This is a genomic window from Paenibacillus sp. FA6 (assembly GCF_051550225.1).
Classification (GTDB): domain Bacteria; phylum Bacillota; class Bacilli; order Paenibacillales; family Paenibacillaceae; genus Paenibacillus_AQ.
Genome location: NZ_CP188820.1, coordinates 1201389 through 1226052, shown reverse-complemented (window position 1 = coordinate 1226052; position 24664 = coordinate 1201389). Strand labels below are relative to the sequence as shown.

General features: G+C 39.2%; 26 protein-coding genes. All 26 read right to left on the bottom strand.

The window, feature by feature from the left end; translation table 11 throughout:
* Position 1: 1 nt before the first annotated feature.
* Positions 2–463 (bottom strand): chemotaxis protein CheW, encoded by a 462-nt coding sequence (locus tag ACP8HI_RS05685; RefSeq protein ID WP_438350157.1) that lies wholly within the window; start codon positions 461–463, stop codon positions 2–4.
* A 59-nt stretch (positions 464–522) separates the two neighbouring features.
* Positions 523–2592, bottom strand: a complete 2070-nt coding sequence (locus tag ACP8HI_RS05680; RefSeq protein ID WP_438350156.1) for a chemotaxis protein CheW — start codon at positions 2590–2592, stop codon at positions 523–525.
* Positions 2593–2625: 33 nt separating this feature from the next.
* Complete coding sequence (locus ACP8HI_RS05675; protein ID WP_438350155.1) at positions 2626–3897, bottom strand: protein-glutamate methylesterase/protein-glutamine glutaminase; 1272 nt, start codon at positions 3895–3897, stop codon at positions 2626–2628.
* 36 nt (positions 3898–3933) lie between these two features.
* On the bottom strand, positions 3934–4833 hold the full coding sequence (locus ACP8HI_RS05670; RefSeq protein ID WP_438350154.1) for a MinD/ParA family protein: 900 nt from the start codon (positions 4831–4833) through the stop codon (positions 3934–3936).
* Complete coding sequence (flhF, locus tag ACP8HI_RS05665; RefSeq protein ID WP_438350153.1) at positions 4830–6158, bottom strand: flagellar biosynthesis protein FlhF; 1329 nt, start codon at positions 6156–6158, stop codon at positions 4830–4832. The genes ACP8HI_RS05670 and flhF overlap by 4 nt, the downstream gene beginning before the upstream one ends.
* On the bottom strand, positions 6155–8188 hold the full coding sequence (gene flhA, locus ACP8HI_RS05660; RefSeq protein ID WP_438350152.1) for a flagellar biosynthesis protein FlhA: 2034 nt from the start codon (positions 8186–8188) through the stop codon (positions 6155–6157). Before flhA ends, flhF begins: the two co-directional genes overlap by 4 nt.
* A gap of 28 nt (positions 8189–8216) precedes the next feature.
* The gene (flhB, locus tag ACP8HI_RS05655) at positions 8217–9326 is read right to left on the bottom strand and encodes a flagellar biosynthesis protein FlhB (RefSeq protein WP_438350151.1); all 1110 of its coding nucleotides are present in this window, start codon (positions 9324–9326) and stop codon (positions 8217–8219) included.
* Positions 9323–10111 carry a flagellar biosynthetic protein FliR gene (fliR, locus tag ACP8HI_RS05650; protein WP_438350150.1) on the bottom strand — a complete coding sequence of 263 codons (789 nt, stop codon included), beginning with the start codon at positions 10109–10111 and terminating at the stop codon, positions 9323–9325. The genes flhB and fliR overlap by 4 nt, the downstream gene beginning before the upstream one ends.
* Positions 10112–10122: 11 nt before the next feature.
* On the bottom strand, positions 10123–10392 hold the full coding sequence (gene fliQ, locus ACP8HI_RS05645) for a flagellar biosynthesis protein FliQ (RefSeq protein WP_438350149.1): 270 nt from the start codon (positions 10390–10392) through the stop codon (positions 10123–10125).
* A gap of 44 nt (positions 10393–10436) precedes the next feature.
* On the bottom strand, positions 10437–11183 hold the full coding sequence (fliP, locus tag ACP8HI_RS05640; RefSeq protein ID WP_438350148.1) for a flagellar type III secretion system pore protein FliP: 747 nt from the start codon (positions 11181–11183) through the stop codon (positions 10437–10439).
* Positions 11180–11716 carry a flagellar biosynthetic protein FliO gene (locus tag ACP8HI_RS05635; protein ID WP_438350147.1) on the bottom strand — a complete coding sequence of 179 codons (537 nt, stop codon included), beginning with the start codon at positions 11714–11716 and terminating at the stop codon, positions 11180–11182. The genes fliP and ACP8HI_RS05635 overlap by 4 nt, the downstream gene beginning before the upstream one ends.
* Before the next feature lie 8 nt (positions 11717–11724).
* Positions 11725–12090 carry a response regulator gene (locus tag ACP8HI_RS05630; protein WP_438350146.1) on the bottom strand — a complete coding sequence of 122 codons (366 nt, stop codon included), beginning with the start codon at positions 12088–12090 and terminating at the stop codon, positions 11725–11727.
* A gap of 27 nt (positions 12091–12117) precedes the next feature.
* A complete protein-coding gene (gene fliY / locus ACP8HI_RS05625) occupies positions 12118–13374 on the bottom strand; it encodes a flagellar motor switch phosphatase FliY (protein WP_438350145.1) in 1257 nt (418 codons plus the stop codon).
* A complete protein-coding gene (gene fliM, locus ACP8HI_RS05620; RefSeq protein ID WP_438350144.1) occupies positions 13367–14362 on the bottom strand; it encodes a flagellar motor switch protein FliM in 996 nt (331 codons plus the stop codon). Before fliM ends, fliY begins: the two co-directional genes overlap by 8 nt.
* Before the next feature lie 38 nt (positions 14363–14400).
* Positions 14401–14868, bottom strand: a complete 468-nt coding sequence (locus tag ACP8HI_RS05615; protein ID WP_438350143.1) for a flagellar basal body-associated FliL family protein — start codon at positions 14866–14868, stop codon at positions 14401–14403.
* Positions 14865–15089, bottom strand: coding sequence for a flagellar FlbD family protein (locus ACP8HI_RS05610; RefSeq protein WP_438350142.1), 225 nt, complete (start codon positions 15087–15089; stop codon positions 14865–14867). Before ACP8HI_RS05610 ends, ACP8HI_RS05615 begins: the two co-directional genes overlap by 4 nt.
* Positions 15090–15145: 56 nt before the next feature.
* On the bottom strand, positions 15146–15964 hold the full coding sequence (gene flgG, locus ACP8HI_RS05605) for a flagellar basal body rod protein FlgG (RefSeq protein ID WP_438350141.1): 819 nt from the start codon (positions 15962–15964) through the stop codon (positions 15146–15148).
* Between the two features lie 78 nt (positions 15965–16042).
* On the bottom strand, positions 16043–16426 hold the full coding sequence (locus ACP8HI_RS05600) for a TIGR02530 family flagellar biosynthesis protein (RefSeq protein WP_438350140.1): 384 nt from the start codon (positions 16424–16426) through the stop codon (positions 16043–16045).
* Positions 16423–16956, bottom strand: coding sequence for a flagellar hook capping FlgD N-terminal domain-containing protein (locus tag ACP8HI_RS05595; RefSeq protein WP_438350139.1), 534 nt, complete (start codon positions 16954–16956; stop codon positions 16423–16425). Before ACP8HI_RS05595 ends, ACP8HI_RS05600 begins: the two co-directional genes overlap by 4 nt.
* A gap of 17 nt (positions 16957–16973) precedes the next feature.
* Positions 16974–18404 (bottom strand): flagellar hook-length control protein FliK, encoded by a 1431-nt coding sequence (locus tag ACP8HI_RS05590; protein WP_438350138.1) that lies wholly within the window; start codon positions 18402–18404, stop codon positions 16974–16976.
* 42 nt (positions 18405–18446) lie between these two features.
* Positions 18447–19373 (bottom strand): MotE family protein, encoded by a 927-nt coding sequence (locus ACP8HI_RS05585; RefSeq protein WP_438350137.1) that lies wholly within the window; start codon positions 19371–19373, stop codon positions 18447–18449.
* Positions 19374–19426: 53 nt separating this feature from the next.
* Positions 19427–19870, bottom strand: coding sequence for a flagellar export protein FliJ (fliJ, locus tag ACP8HI_RS05580; RefSeq protein ID WP_438350136.1), 444 nt, complete (start codon positions 19868–19870; stop codon positions 19427–19429).
* A 10-nt stretch (positions 19871–19880) separates the two neighbouring features.
* Positions 19881–21200, bottom strand: coding sequence for a flagellar protein export ATPase FliI (gene fliI / locus ACP8HI_RS05575; RefSeq protein WP_438350135.1), 1320 nt, complete (start codon positions 21198–21200; stop codon positions 19881–19883).
* Positions 21187–22038 (bottom strand): FliH/SctL family protein, encoded by an 852-nt coding sequence (locus ACP8HI_RS05570; RefSeq protein ID WP_438350134.1) that lies wholly within the window; start codon positions 22036–22038, stop codon positions 21187–21189. Before ACP8HI_RS05570 ends, fliI begins: the two co-directional genes overlap by 14 nt.
* Positions 22031–23050: a flagellar motor switch protein FliG gene (gene fliG, locus ACP8HI_RS05565; protein ID WP_438350133.1), complete on the bottom strand. Its 1020-nt coding sequence runs from the start codon at positions 23048–23050 to the stop codon at positions 22031–22033. Before fliG ends, ACP8HI_RS05570 begins: the two co-directional genes overlap by 8 nt.
* An 11-nt stretch (positions 23051–23061) precedes the next feature.
* On the bottom strand, positions 23062–24639 hold the full coding sequence (gene fliF / locus ACP8HI_RS05560) for a flagellar basal-body MS-ring/collar protein FliF (RefSeq protein ID WP_438350132.1): 1578 nt from the start codon (positions 24637–24639) through the stop codon (positions 23062–23064).
* Positions 24640–24664 lie beyond the last annotated feature (25 nt).

Below are 24664 nucleotides of genomic sequence, written 5' to 3'. Positions count from 1 at the left end.
ACTATTCCTCTATGCTTTCCAATTGAATAATCTCACTTTTATTCAGTACTTCAGGAAGGTTAAGCATAATCAAAAGACGCTCATCATTGATTTTTGCAACGCCTTGAAGATATTTAGCTTTAATCCCTCCTACAACCTCAGGTGGATTCGCAATTTGATCTGTATTCAGATCGATAACATCATTTGCCGAATCGACAATAAATCCTACTTCCATATCATTGACAGCTACTATAATGATACGTGTATTTTCATTATATTCGACTAGTGGAAGACTGAATCGTCCACGCAAGTCAATAACAGGAATAATAACACCACGTAAATTAATGACACCTCTTACAAAAGTGAATGTTTTGGGGACACGTGTGATAGGTAGCATACGTTCAATAGTCTGAACCTTTTCTACTTCGATACCGTACTCTTCGTTTCCTAATTTAAATACGATAACTTTAATATCTTCTCCCATATCAATAACCTCCTAATAAATTCCTATTCCTTGTATCCAGTGGGTTCGCAGCTCATTCGTTATTTAATGAATGCGTTTGGATCTATAATTAAAGCAACCTGTCCATCTCCGAGAATAGTTGCACCTGAAACACCTTTAATCTGCGGTAGATATTTACCTAGACTCTTCAGCACGATCTCATTTTGTCCTATAAATTCTTCAATCGTTAAAGCAGCCATCCGATCTCCTTTTCGAATAACGATGATCTCAGTCTCATCTTCTTGACTCTCATCGAAATCAGTTATATCAAATAACTTACTTAGAGAAATCAATGGAATATGGCTACCACGGAACTCTATCATCTTGTTTCCATGAACTGTTCGAATTTGATTCTTTTTAATAATGCCGGTCTCTACAATGGATGTAAGAGGAATAGCATATTTCTCTGATCCTAATTGAACAAGCATTGCAGAAATGATAGATAACGTTAGCGGCAATTGAACTGAGAAGTTAGTTCCTTTTCCTGGAATTGAATGAATAGTGACATTCCCACCAAGAGCTGTAATTTTCGATTTGACAACATCCAGACCAACGCCACGCCCCGAAACATCGGAAATAACCTCAGCCGTGCTAAATCCAGCAGCAAACAGAAGCTGATAAACTTCTTCATCTGTCATAGCCGCTCCTTGCTCTACAGTTACGACACCTTTCTTAATGGCCGATTTGAGAACATTCTCACGATAAATACCTCGCCCATCTTCTTCAATCTCAATAAACACATGATTCCCACTATGAAAAGCACGTAAGTTCACCGTTCCAGTCTCAGCTTTACCTGCGGCAAGCCGATCTGAAATCGGCTCAATTCCATGGTCAACCGCATTTCGAAGCAAATGGACCAATGGATCTCCAATTTCATCAATAACTGTACGATCTAATTCTGTCTCAGCCCCTGTGATCACTAAATCAATCTTCTTATCTAGTGATTTAGCTAAATCACGAATCATCCTTGGAAAGCGATTAAACACAGTGTCCACAGGTACCATTCTAAGCTTCAATACAATATTCTGAAGGTCGGAACTCACACGACTCACATGTTCAACGGTTTCTGTTAACTCATGATTATTTGCTTCACTGGCTAATTGCTCCAACCGGACACGGTCAATCAGTAACTCACTAAATAAATTCATAAGAACATCAAGACGTTCTATATCAACACGTATTGTGCGTGAGGGAGTACCATTACCTATTTTAGTAGCCTCTTTAGCAACAGTTTTGATAGGTTCTACTGATGTTTGCGTAGATAGAGTTACCGTTTCAATGACAGGGGTCTCTTTCAGTTCAACAGTTGCGGCAATATCTCTAGCAGAATGATTGACATCTCCCATTAACTTCAAAGACTCTTGATCCAGTTCAATAACGCTGGCCTTATCAATCTCCGACAGGTTCAATACCATTCTTTCTATTTCTTCTGCGCTTTTTTGTGTTATGTAATAAAGTGAAAAGCTGCGATCGAATTTCTCTTGTTCAATATCTTGTACGGAAGGCTGTGATTTAATAACTTCACCATGCCCCTCCAATAAATCAAATGCCATATAGGCCCGTACAGCTTTTAATTGGCAATCTTCACGAATGAACACTTCCAAATAAAGTACACGATGACCTTCTGCGATAGATTGATCCAATACAGAGTACTGATACTCATCCAACTGAACAGATTGAACTGTATTGGATGTTGATCCGACTAGCTCCACACTCGATTGGTCTAGCGTCTCTCCACGTACAATAGCCTGTAATGAAGTCACTATGGCAGATACATCAGATTTACCCGTACCCCCATTTGTAATATCCTCAACCATAGATTCAAGAGCATCCAAACTTTTGAAAAGGGTATCAAATATAAAATCTTGCATTGCGAGTTTTTCATTACGAACTAAATCGAGAACATTTTCCATTTGATGTGTAAGAGACGCTAGGTCCTCGTATCCCATGGTTGCCGCCATTCCTTTAAGCGTATGTGCCGATCTAAAAATAACTTGAACAATACTCAAATCATTTGGACTAGTTTCCAATTCAAGCATCTTTTCATTTAACGATTGTAGATGATCATTCGACTCATCAATAAACATTGATAAATATTGATTCATGTCCATTGAGATGCACCTCCCTTATGAGTTCGCTTGCCTTTATTTCAGTGTTTGAATAAGCTGAAGCGGAATTTCTTGGAGCGGTAAAATATGTTTCACACAATTCAGTTCCACTGCTGACCGTGGCATACCATAGACAACACAAGTTTCTTCACTTTCAGCATAGGTATCGGTCACACCTGATTCATACAGACGTTTCATTGCTTGTGCACCATCACTTCCCATACCCGTCAATAGAACCAGATGACGTTTCAGCAGTGTGAATGGTAGCAATGAGTCAAACATCACTTCTACAGAAGGTCGATGCCCATTGCGAGGCTCTTCCTCTGTTAAACATATCTCATAATGACCAACAGACGATTGTTCAATCTTCATTTGATAACCACCAGGTGCAATATAAGCATACCCCCTATTCAAGACCATGCCATGCTCTCCTTCCACTACTTCAAGAGCACTAAATGTATTGAGTCTCTGTGCAAGTGATTTCGTGAATTTAGGTGGCATATGCTGTACGATCACTACGGGTCCTGGTAAATCTCCAGGCATTCTCTCCAACACTTCCTTTAATGCTCTAGGTCCACCGGTAGAACAACCAATGGCAATTAAATGTTGGAATTGACTTGTTTCGCTGCCCATTGCCCATAAAGGTTTAGTAGGAGCAGGTATCTTCGCAGTTGGCTTTTTCTGCTTTGTTGAGTTCGTTGGCTTTTCATCTGTAACCTTATCATTTATTATACCATTTCGAGTTACTTGTTTAGTGTTCATATTCGCTTTCGGCAAAACTTCTTTCTTGCGAGATACTATATTCGCAGGTAGGGCATCTGTCCTATTTATTGGTTCTAATTTCCTTTTTGGCTCTACCTTTTTCTCGGATCTCGCAAGTTCTTCTGCTTTCCTAGCAATTCTTCTTTCTTTAGCATGCATAGCTGCCTTCATTTTTTCAAGAAGTACTTCCCCAACTTGAACAATATCATTTGAAACAACTGCAGAAGGCTTTCGAATAAAGTCGAATGCTCCTGACTCCAGCGCTAGTATGGTCTCTCGTAACCCATCCTCATTAATACCGGATAGCATAATAACTGGGATCGGATTGTCCTTCATAATGATTTTCAATGCTTCCAAACCATTCATTTCAGGCATTTCCACATCCATTGTGACAATATCTGGTTTGAGCTTCTTCACTAACGTTAAAGCTTCCAAGCCATTAGTGGCTGTACCCACAACTTTAAATAATGGATCTCTTTCAATAAGATCAGATATGATCTTTCGCATAAAAGGAGAATCGTCCACAACAACGACCTTATATTGCATTATATTCATACCTCCCACTCCGTATTTACAGGAAAATCATCTTGTTCGTTGCAGCCACTTATGCATAAATCCTTTGATTCCCGTCAAAGTTTCTACTTCTGAAGCAGAAGAAGTATTGGTATAAAGCTTTGTAAGACGTTGAATATCCTTTGAAGCAATACTATTAGGAAATGCTAGGGAATAAGGTATTTGTTTCTTCACTGCTTGAACAACATGTGAGTCATCCCTTATATACCCAAGCATTGGAATTTCGATATCCAGAAACCTTTTTGCTGCTAATTTGATTTTGCTAGCTGTAAATGTAGCCTCTATTTCATCGTCCACTCGATTAATAACCATCTGATAAGCGACATTAGGGTCAATACCATGAACAACTTTAATCAATGCATAGGCATCTGTAATCGATGTAGGTTCTGGCGTAGTCACAATAATACATTCATCAGCAGCCGTAATAAATTGTATATTGGCTTTGGATAGACCTGCACCTGTATCAAAAATAATGTAATCCATCTGATTCGCTACCTGTTCAATCTGACTTGTGAAGTAATGAATATCATGCTCAGATAATGATATGAGATCAGACATACCAGAACCACCTGAAATATAGCTCAACTCATTAGGTCCTTTCGCAATAATCTCATGAATACTTTTTTCGCGTCGGATCAGATGATGTAAGTTATATTTAGTAGAAGTCCCCATTAACACATCGATATTAGCCATGCCTATATCAGCATCGAAGATTAATACCTTTTTGCCATATGACAGTAATGTAAGTGCAAAGTTCAATGTGAAATTAGACTTCCCTACGCCACCCTTACCGCTGGAAACCGTAATGAATTTTGCTGTTGATACATCTTTATTTATCGGTTTCCCTTGGGATCGTGCCTTCTCTCGTATTGAAATAAGTTTTCTTAAAGAGTGAGCTTGGTCATTCATAACTCCTCTTCTCCCTCATCCAACAAAAGGTTACAAAGCATTTGATCATTAGGCATTATCAAGTCCTCTGGGACATTCTGCCCATTTGTCAAATAAGAAAGATGAATTGGAAAGTCATAAATCAAATTAAATATAGCTCCGTAACTGCCTGTCTCATCTAGCTTGGTGAATATTACTTTATCAAGCCCATATTCACTGAAATGCTCCGTAATTTTTTTCATATCTTGAGCTTTAGAAGTTAGACTCAATACTAAGTAAGTTTCGCTATCACTCTCGTGTGTAAGTAAACTTTGAAGTTCTGAAACCAATAATTCGTTCCGATAATTCCTTCCAGCTGTATCCATTAAAATCAGATCGCAATAGTCAAGTTGTTTCATTGCTCTTTTGAGATCAGCGGGTGATTGGACCACCTCTAACGGTACATTTAAAATCGACGCATAGGTTCTAAGTTGTTCTACAGCAGATATTCGGTAAGTATCTGCTGTGATGAATCCAACCTTGCGATGATGTCGAAACAACTGCTCTGCCGCAAGCTTGGCAATTGTGGTTGTCTTACCAACACCAGTCGGACCTGCAACATAAACAATCTTCGTATTTATGCCTATTCCACCACCTAATCGGTTTGAGAGGAATGATGTAACCTTTGCGCGAATGAAATCCTCTAGTTCTACATCACTTCGTGAACGTCCGCTTTCCTCCCAATAATCGAATGCAGCATTCATCCACTCTTCTCTCAATTGCTCGTCAACTTCTTGCTGCAGTAATCGATTTTGTAGTTTCTCCAATGATGGTGGCAGTTCTTGTTTCATCATAGATTGTCGCGATATTTTGGCCATCCATAATTTCATCTCTCTTATTTCCTTGAGGAGATGTTCTTCCGTATCCCGTTTTCGCTGTACTAGCTCCGCTTCATGGTGTCGCGCTGGGAATGATGGATTCGTATCACTCACAACATCCAGCTTTTCCTCTGGTTCCACTAAATATTTCCCGGGTAAATCAATATCAGCATCTTGCTGTACATGATTGGCCTTCATACTCGATTTGAGAATATCATTCGTTCTTTGATACGCCTCTGGAACTGCTCTCACGGGAATATTCAATGTTGGTGCAACAGAATGATTTGAACTCACTTTTTTGCTTAACTTCACTTGTGAGTCCTTTTCAACTGCAGCGATAACTTCGATCTTCTTCTTCTGAAACATTCCAAGAAATCCGCCAACCTTTAATTCTTTTGTACTAAGAATGACCGCATCACTTCCTAATTCCACGCGGATTCGTTGCATGGCCTCCGGCATATGATCGACGATGTAACGTTTCACTCTCATAGATTCACCACTCCGACACTTTGTATTTCTACATTTGGTTCTAATTCACTATACGAAAGGACGGGTATATCCTGCATAGTTCGATCGATCACTTGTCGCAAGTACATTCTTATCGTTGGCGAAGTTAAGAATATAGGCTGTTGTCCAGATTGCAGCAATCGATTGATTTGTTCATTTATTTTCTGATAAACCGATTGTGCAGACACCGGATCCAAAGCAAGGTAACTTCCTTGCTCCGTTTGTTGCACACTATCTGAGATCTTCTTCTCTAACGTAGGTCCAACAGTGATGACTTTTAGTGTCTCACCTTTTTGTGAATACTGTTGCGTAATTTGTCGAGATAGGGACTGCCTCACATACTCTGTAAGGACATCAGGATCCTTTGAGTATGTTCCACAGTCAGCTAAGGTTTCAAAGATCGTAACTAAATCACGTACAGAGATTTTCTCACGAAGTAACTTAGCCAACACTTTTTGAATATCACCGACGGATAAAACGGAAGGAATAAGTTCATCCACAAGTACAGGATAACTTTCTCTTAAATTGTCGATTAGTGTCCGTGTCTCTTGACGACCAATTAATTCATGAGCATGCTTCTTGATTAATTCAGTCAAATGAGTTGCTACTACAGAGGGTGGGTCTACCACTGTATACCCTGCTAACTCAGCACGTTCCTTAGTAATTTCATCAATCCATAATGCTGGAAGTCCAAATGCTGGTTCCAAAGTTTCGATTCCAGAAATAGATTCATCATCATAACCAGGACTCATAGCCAAGTAGTGATTAAGTAATAATTCACCACCACCGACGGTATTACCTTTAATTTTTATGATGTATTCATTCGGTTTTAGTTGAATATTGTCGCGTATACGAATAACAGGTACCACCAAACCCAGTTCGAGTGCACATTGTCGACGAATCATAATGATCCGATCTAGCAAATCTCCCCCTTGTTGAGCGTCCGCCAAGGGTATAAGCCCGTATCCAAATTCGAATTCAATAGGGTCTACCTGAAGTAGATTGATAACACTCTCTGGGCTTCTAACCTCTTCAATCTGTTGTTCTTCTTCCATCTGTTCCTCAGATAACTGTTTCTTAGTCACATTCTGTTCCATCTTCCTTGCAGCTAGTATCAATAAAATCGCTACAGGTAATGTCGTAATCCAATCGATTGGCGTGAAGAAACCAAGCATGGCAATCGTTCCGCCTACAATGTAGATCAACTTAGGATAAGCGAATAATTGATTCGTTAAATCTGATGCTAGATTTCCATCCGATGAAGCACGAGTCACAATTAAACCAGCAGCTGTTGAAATTAGAAGAGCAGGAATTTGGCTAACAAGTCCATCACCAATCGTTAGAATAGAGTATGTAGAAAGAGATTCGGGGAATGACATTCCATGAATGGTCATCCCAATAATAAATCCGCCAACTAAGTTAATAATCAAAATAATAATACTTGCAATGGCATCCCCTTTGACAAATTTACTGGCTCCGTCCATAGAACCATAGAAATCTGCCTCACGTTCAACCTTACTGCGTCGTTCCCTTGCCTGCTTCTCATTAATTAGCCCAGAATTCAAATCCGCATCAATACTCATTTGCTTTCCTGGCATTGCATCTAGCGTAAATCGAGCACCAACCTCGGCTACACGCTCAGAACCTTTAGTGATAACAATAAATTGAACCACAACTAAAATTAAGAATACAATAAATCCAATAGCAATTTGTCCACCTGCAATCCAACTACCGAATGTTGCAACAACTTTACCAGCCTCACCATGAGTAAGAATTAACTTGGTTGTTGACACGTTCAATGCAAGTCGGAATAACGTTGTAATCAATAGAACCGAAGGGAAGATGGAAAACTCTAGCGCTTCCTTAGTATTCATAGAGATCAATAAGATCATGAGTGCAAGTGAAATATTGATTACGAGTAAAATATCAAGTAACCACGCCGGGATTGGAAGAATCATCATAAGTACAATACCGATGACTCCTGTCAGGACAGTGATATCTTTAATTTTCAAGGGCCTCTTTCCTCCAATCCCACATTTATTAGGTTTTACCTTTTAATTTATATACATAGGCCAATATTTCAGCCACGGCCTGAAACAAATCTGCAGGAATCGAATCTCCGATCTCTGCCCTTTGATACAGCGCGCGAGCCAGAGGCTTATTTTCCATAGTAATGATGCCGTGATCCTTGGCAATTTCTTTAATTCTTAGAGCTACATAATCCTGACCTTTAGCAATAATAGTTGGAGCTTCCATATTACTTGCATCATATTTCAATGCGATCGCAAAGTGTGTTGGGTTCGTTATAATAACATCTGCTTTCGGAATTTCTTGCATCATACGTTGCATAGCCATCCTACGCTGACGTTCTCTAATTTTACCTTTAATCAATGGATCTCCTTCTATGTTCTTGTACTCATCTTTAATATCTTGCTTCGACATTTTTATACTTTTTTCATGTTCATATCGTTTAAAGATATAGTCCATAATAGCTAGTACAAATAATGCAATGGCTACTTTTATGCCTAAATTCACTGTGAGTTTAGACATAAATATCAACGTAGTCTCAATGTTAATTTGCGAAAGCGAGGCAATTTCTACTTTACTAGCCCATAAAGTACTGTAAACTAGATAACCAATAATCGTTAATTTGAATATGGATTTAGCAAATTCAACTAATGATTTCATGGAGAATATATTTTTGAGCCCTTTGAGCGGATTCAATTTATTGAACTGCACTTTAAGCCCTTCACCAGATAGCAAAAAACCGACCTGTAGAAGATTAGCTGCCAAAGCCATTATAAAAACCGTAAAAAAAAGCGGAGCCAGTAGTATCAATATTTGTATACCGTATTCTCTAAATATCATCATCACATTATCAATGGTCACATCCGTAGATAAGCGATTCATGAATACATCCGTATACAAATGTACAAATTTGTCTTTGAAATATCCAGCAAATATAAGAAGACAGAGAACTGCTGATAAAAGCGTTACAGAACCGGCAACTTCAGGGCTTTTTGCAACCTGTCCCTTTTTACGCGTATCCTGACGTTTTTTGGGAGTTGCTTTTTCTGTTTTCTCTCCAGCAAACAACTGTAAATCTAGAGGATACCTAAAGGACACGTTACTTTCCTCCATACTACTCATTTTGGCTGACTCCCAATGATCCCTAGCAAATTGTGCAATGATTCGAACATGATCTCAAACAAGCTGCTGAATATATATGAAAAACTAGGAACAATCAGCAATAACATAGCCAATCCAAGAAATATCTTCACTGGTATTCCAATGACAAAAATATTAAATTGAGGGGCAGATCTTGCCAAAAATCCAAGACCGATATCCGTCAAAAAAAGTGCTACGACTAATGGAGCAGCCATTTGAAAAGCTAACACAAAAGATTGACTAAATGTTCTAATTAAAAATTCTGAAATGTTGCCATTATATATCTTTGAAAAAAAATCATTAGATATGGGCACCCACTCATAACTTTGAGTAATAGCATCAATCAATTGCAAATGACCATTCATACTCAAAAAGAGTAGCATTGCGATCATATATTTGAAATTACCTAGCATAGGTACGGACACACCTGTCATCGGATCTAGCACATTGGCCATTCCGAATCCAATCTGTATATCTATAAATGAACCAGCTGTCTGAATAACTGTAATTAACAAATATGCGACAAAACCAAGTAGCAATCCTACCATAACCTCACTAACAATGAGTAAAACATAAGTCATGTCTTGTACAACAGTCTGATTTATGCCGTAAGTCAGATAGATCAATATACTGATAAAAAATGCTATCCCTATCTTAAATGTATTAGGTACTCCTTTGGATGAAAACACGGGAGCTACAACAAAAAATGATGTAATTCGACAAAAAATAAGCAGAAAAACCGGGAAACCTTGCGTAATTAGTTCCATTGACATTCAGCCTAACCGATAAATTTATACAAATTGTCTAATATATTGAAGGTGAAATCTACAAGCGTCGTTAAAATCCAAGGGCCAAACAACAATAACGCTAGCAATACAGCAACTATCTTTGGAACAAAAGCAAGCGTTTGCTCCTGAATCTGTGTAGTTGCTTGAAATATACTCACTATCAAGCCCACACCCAATCCCAGAAGCAACATAGGCGCACTCACTTTAAGCGCGGTAAATACCGCTTGTCCAGCCAGCCCAATAATAAAATCCGAGTTCATGACTGACCTCCCTCACTTGCCTATACTTCTCTTCTGTAGTTCTATCAGTTAAAACTAAGTAGTAATGATTTGACAACTAAATACCAGCCATCTACTAGAACAAATAATAGAATCTTAAACGGGAGTGAAATCATGACGGGCGGTAACATCATCATCCCCATTGCCATCAATGTACTTGCAACAACGATATCAATAATTAGAAACGGAATAAAAATTAAGAATCCCATTTGAAATGCCGACTTAAGCTCACTAATTGCAAATGAAGGAACCAATACTGTTAAAGGAATATCACTATATGTAGCCGGTTTTTCCATCTTTGTATAATTCATAAACAATAACAAGTCTTTTTCACGTGTATATTTGAACATGAACTTTTTAATAGGATCTGCAGCTTCCTTTAAAGCTTCCGTCTGCGTAATCTCCGCTTTTAAATAAGGCTGGAGTGCAACTTCATTGATTGATGAAAATGTTGGTGCCATAACAAATAATGTCATGAATAGTGCTAAACCAACCAATACCTGGTTCGGTGGCATTTGCTGTGTTCCAAGTGATGTTCTGACAAAGCCAAGAACAATAACAATACGAGTAAAACTTGTCATTAAGACCAATATAGCCGGAGCAATACTGATAACTGTAATTAGAAGGAGTATTGATAAAGAACTTGTATTAGGCGCTCCGTCAGAATTGCCAATTTGAATATCAAAATTGATAGGATCAGCAAATGCCGCTGAAACCGATATTAGACTAACGATCCCCATTAACAAACAAAGTAAGATGACTTTTTTTTTCATGGATCCCTCAACCGATCTGTATTATTGTCCTCACGGAGCAGTTCTTCCATTTTCTCTTTTCGGTTAGACATCCGACGAATCTTAGAGTCAAACACTTCATGAAAGGAAATGTCATTCTCATGTTCCATTTCTTGCGGAGTTTCATCCCTTCTCGCTTTACTAATTAGTCTACTTAAAAATGGAGGCAGTAAGTTACTTTTCCCTACTGCCTCTTCCTCAAGTGCCGCTAATATAGTTGCAACCTCATTTGGGTCAGAAATTTTATCGATGAGGCTTATATCTTCGCCAACACCGACTAAGTACACGCTATTTCCCAACTCGATAACTTGGAGAGTTTTGTTAGGTCCAATACCTACACCACCGAGAATTCGAATCATTGGATTACTGAACCAAGATTTATTCTTAGACCCCAAGAACCGAATTAAGAAAACAATAAGTACAACAATAACTGCCAAAACAACGATCACATAAACAAGATTCAAACCATAGTTCACATCATTAACAGTTTCAATGGTTTCATTCGAACTAGCCATAACTCAACCTATATTCCTAAAGTTTTATTAATAGCCTCAACAACACGATCTGATTGAAATGGTTTAACAATAAAGTCTTTCGCGCCTGCTTGAATAGCATCAATAACCATGGCTTGCTGACCCATTGCAGAACACATAATAACCTTCGCACTCGGGTCTATAATTTTGATTTCTTTAAGAGCTGTAATACCATCCATTTCTGGCATCGTAATATCCATAGTGATTAGATCAGGACGTACTTCCTTAAATTTCTCAATTGCTTGCGCACCATCTGCTGCTTCTCCGACAACCTCAAAACCATTTTTCGTCAAAATATCACGGATCATCATCCTCATAAAAGCTGCGTCATCCACGATAAGAATTCTATTTGCCATTTGTTAAAAATCCTCCCTATATACACCTTATTGTAATTTCTGTAGACGGTCCCATTGACTAACTATTTCTATTACTCTCACACCGAAGTTTTCATCGATGACAACCACTTCACCTTTAGCTACCATTTTGTTATTCACAAGAATATCAACTGGCTCACCTGCAAGTTTGTCAAGTTCGATGATAGAACCTTGCGATAATTCAAGAATATCTTTTATTTGTTTATGGGTCCTGCCTAATTCTACGGTAACCTTGAGTGGTACGTCCATTAATAATTCTAAATTGTTTTGATCCACCTGTTGATATGGGGTAGACTGCAGATTAGCAAACTGCACTGGCTGAACATTTAGATTACGATTGGGTGCTCCGTAATGCTGTGGCTGTGGTGGTGCATAATAGTTTTGTTGATTCTGATCGTACCCAGGCATCGCCCCAGGAGCGCCAGGATAAGGCATACTCTGCTGCTGTCCATATCCAGGCGTTTCCATGCCTGGTTGATGGCTAGGACTAGCCTGCATATGATTTGGTGCCATAGGGGCTGCAGCTGGTTGAATAGGTGCAGGAGCCGTTGCGGCTACTGTCTCTACCTCTGCAGTTTCATCTGTTCCATTAAGTAAAATACTCACCATATCTTTAGAGAACTGAACTGGAAGTAACTGCATAATCGTCGAATCTATTAACTCACCAATTGTTAATCGAAATGATATTTTAATCAACGTTTCCTCGGAAGGAAGATTATTTACTCCATCACCGCTAGTTATATTTAATATATCAATTCCAGGAGGAGAAATATTAACAAAGCGGTTGAATAGTGTTGACATCGATGTTGCCGATGAACCCATCATCTGATTCATAGCTTCCTGAACCGCACTAATATGAATCTCATTCAATTCTTCGTCTTTCGGATCTCCTTCACCACCAAGCATTAGATCTGCAATGACTTGTGCATCTCTCGTCTTAATAACAAGCGAATTAATCCCTTCAAATCCATCCACATACGTCACATGAACAGCGACGTGCGGTTTCGGGAATTCATCTTCAAATTGAGAACGGGTAATGATTGAAACTGTCGGTGTCGTAATATCCACTTTTTTACCTAGCAATGTCGACAGAGCAGTCGCGGCACTTCCAAAAGTAATATTTCCAATCTCACCCAAAGCATCTTGTTCAAGCGGTGTTAAATAGTCATCTACCGTCTCTTTGGTATTCCCCTTAGAATCATCTGAGTCTGACTGCCTTAGTAATGCATCAATTTCCTCTTGGGTTAAATAATCTTTACTAGTCATGTTCTTCAACTCCTTCACTAACAATTTCATCAATCTGTACGGCTATGCGATCCTTTATCGTTCCTGGACTGCCAGTAAACTTCAATATGTCTCCAATTTTAATCGCTAATCCTGAATTAACTGAATTATTTAGATTAATGACATCTCCTACTGCTAATCCTAGAAATTCAGATACAGACAATTTCGATTCTCCAAGCTCAGCAACAATCTTTAACTTCGTATGCTTAACATGTTGCTGTAAAGCTTTCACTTCAAGTGGCTCACTTTCTTTCTTCTCAGAAACGAACCATTGATGTGCCGATAGCTTAGACATAATGGGCTCTAGAACGACATGTGGTATACAGATGTTTATCATCCCTGTCGTATCTCCAATTTTAGTACTTAAAGAGATCAAAGCAATCGTTTCATTCGGTGAAACAATTTGCATAAATTGTGGATTGGTCTCCATAGCCTCCATACGAGGTGAAATATCTAAGACTGTCTTCCATGCTTCTTGCAAACTTTCAAATGCTCTACCAAAAATCCGCTCCATAATCGTCGTTTCTATCTCTGTGAGTGAATTCATCTTAGCTGGTGCATTCCCTATACCGCCGAGCAATCGATCTAACATAGCATAAGCAACGTTTGGATGCACTTCCATGACCATTCTACCTTTAAGTGGTTCTGCTTCAAAAATATTAAGTATCGTCATTTTAGGTATAGAGCGGATAAATTCATCATATGGAAGCTGTTCTACCTGAACGACGCTTATTTGCACAAAGGTTCTTAGTTGCGCTGAGAAATACGTTGTTAGATATCTGGCAAAATTCTCATGGATCCGAGTTAAGCTTCGGATATGATCTTTAGAAAAACGTACGGCTCGTTTAAAGTCGTAAGATCGAATTTTCTTTTGAGATTCTTCCTTTTTGAGTTCTTCCGCATCCATTTCTCCAGAAGATAGTGCAGCGAGTAGGGCGTCAATCTCGTTTTGTGATAATACATCTACCAATCATCTCACCCCCTAACAAATTAGTCCATTTTTACTATTTACATCGGTGCTAGCAGAAACTCTGTGATCTCAATTTGAGTCAATTGTCCTTTAGTTAAGCTTTGATTAATCAAATTGATCAATTTTGCGCTCAATTGATCTTTACCATTGGCACCTTTAAGATCATCTGGTTTCGTATCCGCAAGTGTTTTGAGAATGATCGGCTTGATTTTAATTTCTTTGATTTTGTCAAATTCCTCTTTAGACTTCTTACTTTCCAATTGAAACGCAAAATTCATCATTACGATATAATCAAGATCCTCTAGGTTTGTCTTTATACCTGTTATTTCTGAAGTCATTTCGACCATTTGATCCGCTGTCAAACCTTTCATCTCAACAGCATTTACAGTGTTGCTAACATTGTCATTTGGACTACTAAACAATTTATCAAATAGTAAGAAAGCGGCTAATACAATCAATGTTATAGCTAATAGAATAGTAATCAGCCAAGGCATCATCTTTTTCATGGGGATTCCTCCGTATGTACCACTTTAATAGTTGCATTATTCATTCCGATCTCTTGACTATATTGTTTCACAAGCGAGATTACTACAGCTGCCTTTTCAAGCACAATTAATCTTTTCCCTGTAACTAGCGTGATGTAGGTATCAGGTGTTTCTTCTACCATTTCAATGAGAAGAGCATTTAACCACATTTCGGAACCGTTTATTCTTGTTAGTGAGATCATCGTAAGCCTCCTATGAAAATTCGGGAGAAGAGATCCCCTCCCCTCCCGCTAAATCATTAGCGTTTCAAATTCACAACTTCTTGAAGGATCTCATCTGATGTAGTTATAATACGCGAGTTAGCTTGGAAACCACGTTGTGCAACAATCATTTCTGTGAACTCACTCGTGAGATCAACGTTTGACATTTCCAACTGTCCAGATATAATAGCTCCTGTTCCTTCCTCTGCATCATTAGCAGCAAATATTTCATATTCACCCTCTGGAGTTGCATTTAAGGTCACTCTATATAAGTTTCCACCAATTTTCTCAAGACCCTCCGGGTTAAGTATCTTAGCTACCCCAAGTTGTGCCCCTGGCTCTGTCGTTCCATCAGCCATTTTCTGAACAATGGTTCCATCCTGTGCAATTGAGAACGAAGTAACGTCATCCCCAAGTTGAATAATGCCACCACCAATGTCTGTCACATATAATCCATCTGATGTGACCAAATTTCGATTTGCGTCAACATGGAAATCACCCGCTCTAGTCAGAAAAGGTACCTCTTGATCTTCGGTCATTATCACAGTAAAGAATCCATCTCCATCAATCCGTAAATCTGTTGGTTGATTTGTTGTCATCGCGCTACCAGCCAAATGTATCGTATCAATGGATCCCACAGATACACCTAGACCGATCTGCTTAGCATTCACTCCACCTTGAGTTCCCTCATTGGGAGGTGTTACACCTGAAGTCGTTTGGCTCATAATATCTTTGAACATCACGCGACCTGACTTAAATCCAATCGTATTGACGTTGGCAATATTGTTACCAATAACGTCTAGTTTCGTTTGAAACCCCTTCATACCTGAAACCCCTGAGTACATAGATCTTAACATCCACTATTCCCCCTTATTAATTACATGGACTATATCAATCGATCAATAGTCCACTGGCTTCCGGTTCGGGCCAGCCAGTTATGAAATAATTACAGCACTATCAATATTCGTAAATACATTATCCTTCATTGATCCACCGTCCATTGCTGTTACAACAGTACGATTCTTAATATTCACAATCAATGCCATATCGTTCAACATTATTAGCGATTCTTTACTTCCTTTTGCTGCGGCCTGATCAACTGCATCTGATATGCGTGCTAACTGTTCTTCAGGAATAACAATACCTCTTTGCTCTAAGCGTTTTACAGCATGATTGCTGAACTTGAGCATATTTTGCTGTAACAATTGATCAAATGAGGTACTATTCACTGCCCCCTGTGAATGACGTACATTTCTAGCAATGGAAGTAGAATTTACTGGGGTAGGAAACATCTGTCCAATCATTAGCCGTTCATTCATATGATTTCCTCATTTACTTCTGGTTCTGGTTCTGGCTCAGTTACAGGAGGTTCCTCACTCTCATCCGGTTCAGTTACAGGTGGACTTTCATTCTCAACTGGATTTCCAATCTCAAGAATTAGATTTACCGGAACAGCTGTCTTTCCAACGGTTGCATACTGAACACCATCACGAATAACAATAGAATTCACAATACCTTTTAAGATTTCTGACTTACTATTATCCGATGAATCAATCCAACTTATTTCTTTACCAATCAGCCCTGAAACACTGCCTAATGATTGATTCAATGTATTTAATTGACCCGAGATATTCATCAACTGCTCAACGGACGTAAACTGCGCCATCTGAGCTATGAACTCCTTATCTTGTAAAGGTTGCATCGGATCTTGATTCTGAAGTTGCGTAATCATGATCTTAAGGAATTGGTCCTTCCCCATTGTTGTAGTATCTTTCTTACTTGCCTCTTTAACATTATTGGTAGAATAATTAGGCCAAATGTTATTGGTTCCCTTAATTTCCGAAGCCACAAGTTAACCCCCATTCTTTACGCTTTTGCTGTAAACGTATTTCCTTGTTCACCATTAACTTGTTCTGATAACCAATCGTTCATTTCCTCAGTGAGTTCAGCCACCGCTAATGAATCATCCGTTTGGTCTTCCCGTTCTTTAGATCTTTGATTCGATTGTTGCTGACCTGCACTTGGTTGACGACCTTCATTGTACATATGTGATTGAAGGGATTGGTTTTGCGTCACCTCCAGCCTCTCAACCTGTAATCCTTGAGATTGTAGTGCTGTGCGGAGTTGTGACATTTGTTGTTCAAGTAACCCCTTAGCTCCAGCATGTTCTGTCATAAAGGTAGCTATCAATTGGCCATTCGACATCGTAATTTTAATATCAACTTGCCCCAAATGTTCTGGATAAAGAGATATTTTCGCTTCAGTCATGCCATTCAGCTTCACAATATCCAATTTACTAACTAAAAGCTTTGCCACTTCTTCAGGGAATTTCTCAACAGGGACTGGCGCTGCCTTTAATGGATTCTTGATTCCTTCTCTCATCAATAGCTCTCCAGCTGTTAATATCCCTTGGTCTGGCGTAAGTTCAGTACTCTCTGTAGCTACAGATTTCTGCACCGTAATCGCAACATCTTCATCGCTTGGAATCGATGCTGTTCCTTGTAAAACTCGAATAAGTTGATCTAATTTCATTGGTGTCAACACCTGAGAACCATTAGAATTAACAACCATTTCGGTTTTATTTGGAATAGTTGTACCGTCAGCTTGTGCTAACTTATTTACATTAGACTGTAATAGCACTGATCCCTTTGCACCTTCCTTATCCGTAACTTCAACAGGAATAACGGCTGTTTGCGGTTCATCCTTATCGACTTGTTGCAATAAGTTATGAACTGAAGCCAACAATTGAATAGCTTGCGAACTGGAATTACTCGTAAGATCATTCTTCGGTAGCATAGATAACAATTGACTTACTGCATCTTGCACTGCAAATCTGATCGTTTCTGGTTGTTCTGCAAGCATGTTAGATAACAGTGCGCTCTGATCCGCTCCACCGTCCTCAGTCTCATGGGAAATTAACAATGTATTCACTTGTTGCAACCAACCCTTAAGCAACAACATAAGTGACGGATCTGCCTCGATCGCCTCATCCACTTTGGTGATTTCATCGGTAAATCCTTGTAAAAGTTGATTAAGCAAGTCCGATTCCGTCGACGTAGTCCCTTGCACAGGTACATTCTGAAGAAGACCTTCTAATAGTGAAGCTACATCTGAGGAGGTGAGTATCGTTGTCGGAGCTGACCCCTCTCCCATCATTTGCGAGAAGGTATGCTCTGCTAGCACATTAGAACCTTCAATCACATTTACAGTAGAATCACTAGACACTTTTCCACTTGTCGTTCCGCTTTTACTTGAACTCGCATTATTCATAGCCATGTTTTGAAATATTAACGTCATTTATTTTCACCTCCCTTCAAGTCATATCTATTTAAATTCACTCTACTTGCTCATGAGCTTATTAAGTATTATGGCTGTTGTAGATGGATCAATGGATGACATCTGTCCAAGTAATGACGAACGCGTGGCATCAGTAACTGATCTTAGAATCTCTAACGTCTTATCTGGACTAATCTTGTAAGTCTGAAAGAGAAGGTCAGCAGCACTTTTTGGTGTCATATTGGCAAAGGTCTGACTCAACTGGCTCTTATTCAAGTTAGTTGGAGTTGGAACTGACGTTGTATCATTCTTCTTCAAACGCGATTGCAGTGCTGCAATCTGCAAATCAAGAGCTGATTTTGTATCTTTCATCAACATAGTTACTTCAGCCGCAACTTTGGGATCCATTTTTTCAAGTATTGCCATTCTACTATCATTTTTCATTGAATTAAATAATAGAACTGTTTCTTCCAACGTCATATTTTGCAAAATTGGCGCTGCTTTACTAGGACTCATGTTGGCATACATTTTCGCAAGATCATCGATCTGTTTCTGGTACTCAACATCGATATTTTCTTCAGGAACTTCCTCAACACTTTCCTGTTTCAAGGCTTCCAACTTAGACGCTAAATCGTTCAATTGGGCTTCCTGTTGAGCATTACTCTCACGTTCTTGCTCTAATTCTGTTTCTTTAGCAACCAGCTGGTTCTTTAGTTCCTTTACTGTAGCTTCCACACTTTTCATCTCTTCTTTGCTCTCTTGCAGCTTGGTCTTTTCCGGATCGAGATTAGGTTCAGGCACCCAATTCTGTACGATTGGAACTTTTTTAGCGAATCCAAGAACTGAATTACGTATATCCATATTAAAAAGAATAAGTAATACACCTACGAGAACAATGGTGAAAATAATAGGGATAATTAACACTAAAAACCGTTCAAAGCCCCCTGCTGATTCCTTTTCGTCCTCAAAGTCTTTATCATTACGTGCCACTTTTATTCCCTCCCTAAGGGGCAAGACATTTGTACATTCTCCCGATTAAGTTTCTATCGAAGATTCATAGCAAACCTTACAGTTGCTATTTCATCAAGTTCATTTTGTTCCCGGAGTAGCGTTTCATGTTGAAATTTGTTCTTTGCTTTCTCACGAGATTTCGTCCATACTTTTTCATCCAACATCTTATCTGTTAAATGACTTTGACTCTTTCGCACAGCCACATTAGCTTTTCGAACATCCGCATGCTTTCTGATAATACATTGTTCTAGATGCTCTACATACGTTTGAATAGCTTGGACTTTCACGGCAGGAGCTGAATTCTCAATTTCCAATTGAAGTTGATTCGTCATTTCATGCCTCATATTCTCGAATTCTTGTAAGGAGTTCTCTTCTTCCTGCAACTTAGCAATGGCATTAGACAATATCCATTCTGCTTGTGTCTTCTCGTTCCCCTTTAAATTCACGATATTCTGGAATGCATAATGAAATCTCATGCTTTATCATTCATCTCCTCGAAAATTCAGAAATCAAGCGTTCCTTCACTTCTTCAAATGTTACCTTCTCATCTACCTTTTGCCTACTAAAGTCCCAGATATTCTGAATGAAATCAATAGATTCGTCGATACTATCATTTGATCCACGATGGTATGCACCTATGTTAATTAAATCCTCAGATTCCGTATATACAGCGAGCAGTCGTTTTAAATTCTCAGCAGCCTCAGTATGTTCATCTGATGAAATATCCTTCATAACTCTACTGATGCTCGCCAGAATATCAATAGCTGGAAAATGACCTTTGTTAGCAATATTTCTATTTAGCACGATGTGTCCATCAAGAATACCTCGGACCGCATCCGCAATAGGCTCATTCATGTCATCACCATCAACCAACACGGTATAAAAGGCTGTTATCGAACCCGTAGGTCCCGTTCCTGCCCTCTCTAACAATTTAGGTAGATTAGCGAACACAGATGGTGTATAACCCCTCATAGCTGGTGGTTCACCAATGGCAAGCCCCACCTCACGTTGCGCCATCGCATAACGAGTAACTGAATCCATCATTAACATGACGTTCATCCCACGATCACGAAAATACTCTGCAATCGTTGTTGCGATAAGTGCACCCTTGATACGAATTAATGCAGGCTGATCAGATGTAGCTACAATGACCACGGAACGTTTCAACCCTTCTGGACCTAGATCACGTTCTATGAAATCCAATACTTCACGACCACGTTCACCAATTAGAGCAATGACATTGACATCAGCAGAAGTATTGCGAGCAATCATTCCCATTAACGTACTTTTACCAACACCTGAACCAGCGAAGATACCCACTCTTTGCCCTTTCCCAATTGAAAGCAATCCATCAATAGCTCTTACACCAATACTAATCGGTTCAAGTACTCTGGGGCGATTCAATGGATTTGAAGGTGGTCTAAACGTTGAACTGAATGCCATTCTCGTTGGGATCAGTGACCCATCTAGGGGTTGACCTAATCCGTCCAATACTTTCCCTAGTAATTCAGACCCCACTTGTACGCTTAGTGGCTTACCTGTACCTACCACATCACAACCTGGTCCAATAGACTGAAGGTCACCAAGTGGCATTAGAAGCACCCTGTTATCGCGAAAACCTACTACTTCAGCTTGGAGTGGCTTTGTGCTTTTACTAGGATAGATATAGCAGACATCACCGATGTTCGCATCCGGACCTTCGGACTCAACCATCAATCCGATAACTTGTGTCACTTTTCCGTTGACTCTCACGGGATCTAAATGATCCAGATGATCCAAATAACGCTGACTATCAAGCACTTTCATCCTGATTTCTCCGATCGTCATTATCTAGAGCTATACGAATCAGTTCTTTCTTAATCTCGACAAGCTGTGTATCGATTCGTGCGTCAATACTTCCGAGTGATGATCGGATGACACATCCACCATCATTCACAGTAGCATCAGGTAATATTTTCAGTTCTGCCTGTGAATCAATGGCTAGACAAAGCTCTTCTCTAGCTGCTTGTACAAACTCGTAATGAACTGGAGAAACACATAAAGTGATAACTCCTTGTTCTCTCTTCCTCGCTAAATTCTTTCTGATCAAATCAATCATAAACCCACTCTCGATTGTCAATTGCTTCTCAATAATTTTTTCAGCGATTGCAGTGCTTAGTTCTACTAAGAAAGGCTCTGCTTCTTGAATAATCTCATTCTTAACACGGTATGCTTCTTCTAGAACAACCTGAGCTTCAAGCATCATTTCTTCTATCTTCTTCTGAAGCTCTTCTTCTGCCTTTATCCGACCCTCATTATGACCTTGTTCATAAGCTTCAGACTTGATAGCTTCTACCAAATGCTCATCTTGTTCTCGACGTTCATTCCACCATTGGTCGATGGACTCTGTAGCTTTAGATAACATTTGTTCAGATTCCTGAGATGACTCACGAATCTGCCGTTCTGCAAATTCTTTAGCGTCTTGAAGTATTTCTGTCTTCAGTCTTTCTGTTTCTTCATCCATCTGAATAATGACCTCTACTTGCTCAGTGGTTACTTCTTCTATGTCCAACTCCATCTCACTGGTGTTGTAATGTTTAGACAAATCCAATTCCTTCAGCACTTCCACAGGTATATACTGGGAATGCTTAATCAAATTAGACAATGATGTCATCTCCTCCACCGCGTGCAATTATTATTTCACCGGCTTCTTCCAATCTGCGTATCGTACCAACAATACGGGTCTGGGCTTCTTCTACATCACGTAGCCTTACAGGACCCATGAATTCCATTTCTTCTTTGAATGATTCGGACATACGTTTGGACATATTCCGGAATACAACATCACGAACTTCTTCACTAGCCACTTTGAGTGCAAGTTGAAGATCTACATTCTCAATATCTCTAATAATTCGTTGAATGGATCTATTATCTATATTCACGATATCCTCAAACACAAACATACGTTTCTTGATATCCTCTGCCAATTCTGGATCCTGAATTTCTAGCGCATCGAGAATTGTACGCTCAGTACCCCGGTCAACTCCATTAAGGATTTGAACGATAGACTCAAGACCACCCGCATTGGTGAAATCCTGTGTCACTGTTGATGAAAGCTTCTGTTCAAGAACTCTCTCTACCTGATAGAGAACTTCAGGAGATGTACTATCCATAACTGCAATTCTTCGAGCTACATCTGCTTGTTTCTCCTGAGGTAATGAAGATAGGATTGCCGCTGCTTGCTCGAATTGCAAATATGAAAGTACCAAAGCTATCGTCTGTGCATTTTCATTTTGGATAAAGTTCAATATCTGACTTGGATCCGCTTTTCGCGCAAAATCAAAAGGTCTTACTTGAAGGGTTGCCGTTAAGCGACCAATAACCTCAAGCGCTTTTTGTGGTCCAAGAGCCTTTTCCAAAATCTCTCTTGCGTAATTAATACCACCCTGAGAGATATACTCTTGTGCTATACAGATTTGGTGAAATTCTGCCATAATCGTATCTTTTTCTAAACTGTCTACTGTTCGCACATTGGCAATTTCAAGAGTTAATTGTTCAATCTCTTCATCGCGTAAATGTTTGAATATTTGTGCAGAAACTTCAGGTCCCAAGGTGATGAGTAAGATCGCCGCTTTCTGACGACCACTCAACCCTTGTTGATTAGTTGACTTTGCCAATATACCCACCTCTATTCGTCAGCCAGCCATGTACGCAGCAAGTTGACGAATTCGTCTGGTTTCTTTTTCGCCAGAGTTTCGAGCTGTTTACGCACTTGACTTTCATTAGTCATACTCTCCAAATTAATGGAAGGGAATTCCGTAGGAACTTGTAATGGAACATCCTCATCAAATTCTTTGCTTTGTTTACGACGACGGAATATGAAATACCCACCTACTCCTAACAGAGCTAAAACTGCTAACCCGATCCCCCACAAAAGACCGCTAGAAAGACTTATTCCTGACTTGCTAGTATCGATAGCATTATAATTTTGAGAATAAACCGAAACTTTTTTGTCCAAGTCAGCGTCTGTATATGTAATACCGGAATCTGCAACGGAAGCTCTTACAATGTTAACCAGAACATTCTTTATCGCATCTTGCGTCGCTTCATCCAAACTATTCTGTCCAGTAGGTGGTTCAACTGCCACATTAATAGTCAAATCCTTAACAGAGTAGGGACTTGATATTATATCTCTTGTAATCCGGTTAACGTCATAATTAACTGTTTCTGACAGTTCTTCAGAAGTTGTATTGCCTGAATTAGTATCACTCGGATAATTCACAATCTCTTCCGGTCCAGTTCCAACCACACCACTATCTGGAGCACTGGTACCTGAATAATTTTTCGATATCTTCTGAACGCTGATTTCTATACCTTTCATGTCTTCTTCATTTACAGGCGTAATCATTTTTTCATTACTTTGAATTTTATCGAAATTGAGCTTGGATGCTACAAGAACTTCTACCTTACCCTCACCAGTAAATTGGGTTAGAAATTTCTTCACATTCTGGCGAACTTCATTTTCAAACCTTTTTTGCAGAGCGAAGTTAGCTTCCAATGCTGATGTTAGACCACCCTGTCCACCCTTTACCGTTGATACTAGCTCAACTTCATCATTTGTAATTGTGATATTCTCAATCGGGAGATTTGGGATGGCTGTCTTCATTAGATTGTAGTAACCGTCAATGGCTTCTTGTTTGGGATGATACCCCATCTTGAACTCCAATACGGCTGAAGCTGAAGCCTTATCTTCATTTCCTGTACTCGCAAAAACACTTTCTTCTGGTAAACTGATGAGCACTTTAGCATCCCTAATACCATTCATTCTTTTTAAGAGTTGTTCTACTTCACCGTTCAAAGCGTTATTATACTTTACATTGAATTCACTGTCTGTCATTCCGATTGCAGATGAGCTCTGCTCAAAAATCTTGTAACCAATTGAACCATTCTCGATAATACCTTGAGACCCGACATCTACTTTCGCACGTGCTGCCTGAGTGCTTGGAACGGATACACTTTTTCCATCAGGACTCAATTTATAAGGAATATTGCTTTCGTCCAAATAAGTCATTATCCCTGCTGCATCCGTTGCGTTCAAATCTTTAAATGCTACTTCATATTCAGTCTTTGATAGCATCATCGTTATAATAATGATAGAAACAAAGATAAGTGATAGCGTTGAAATAAAAACTATTTTCTGATTTTTACTGAATTGATTCCAATACTGGATAATTTTATCCTTAAATCCGGAAATTCTCTCATTCACAATGTCACCCCACCCGAAGCTTAAC